The sequence below is a fragment of the Paraburkholderia sp. SIMBA_054 genome (assembly GCF_046534875.1).
Taxonomy (GTDB): Bacteria; Pseudomonadota; Gammaproteobacteria; order Burkholderiales; family Burkholderiaceae; genus Paraburkholderia; species Paraburkholderia hospita.
Window position 1 is genome coordinate 1 of record NZ_JAWRXV010000318.1, and the last position, 384, is coordinate 384.

The following is a 384-nucleotide window of genomic DNA, read 5'->3' on the forward strand; positions in this document are numbered from 1 at the left end:
CGCTTTGCGCGACCATGTCCTTGAAGGAACGCCCCTCGAGCTCGTGGGCGATAAATACGTCACGTTGATTCGGCGGCAACTCATCGAGCGCGTCCTGCAAAGCCTTGAGCAATAGAGCGCGAGCGTAGAGCGCTTCGGGACCGGCATCGTGCGCCGGCAGCGCGAGGTCGAGGCGATATTCGCTGCCGGCGTCGTCGTCGGTCTCGAACGGATCGGGCAGCGGCTGCTCTCTTTTCTTGCGAAAGCGATCGATGATGCGGTTGCGCGCGGCGCGGAAAAGCCACGCGCTGGCCTGTTCGATCGGAGCGGGAAGCCGGTAAGCCTGCACGAATTCGTGGAACACGTCCTGCAGGATGTCCTCGGCATCGTCCGGGTCGCGTATTC

Annotated in this window: 1 protein-coding gene; it reads right to left on the reverse strand. The window is 63.0% G+C overall.

Features of this window, described 5'->3' with window-relative positions; all coding sequences use genetic code 11:
* Positions 1–384: RNA polymerase sigma factor (locus SB822_RS55290; RefSeq protein WP_410858871.1), on the reverse strand; the 384-nt coding region annotated here is incomplete at both ends.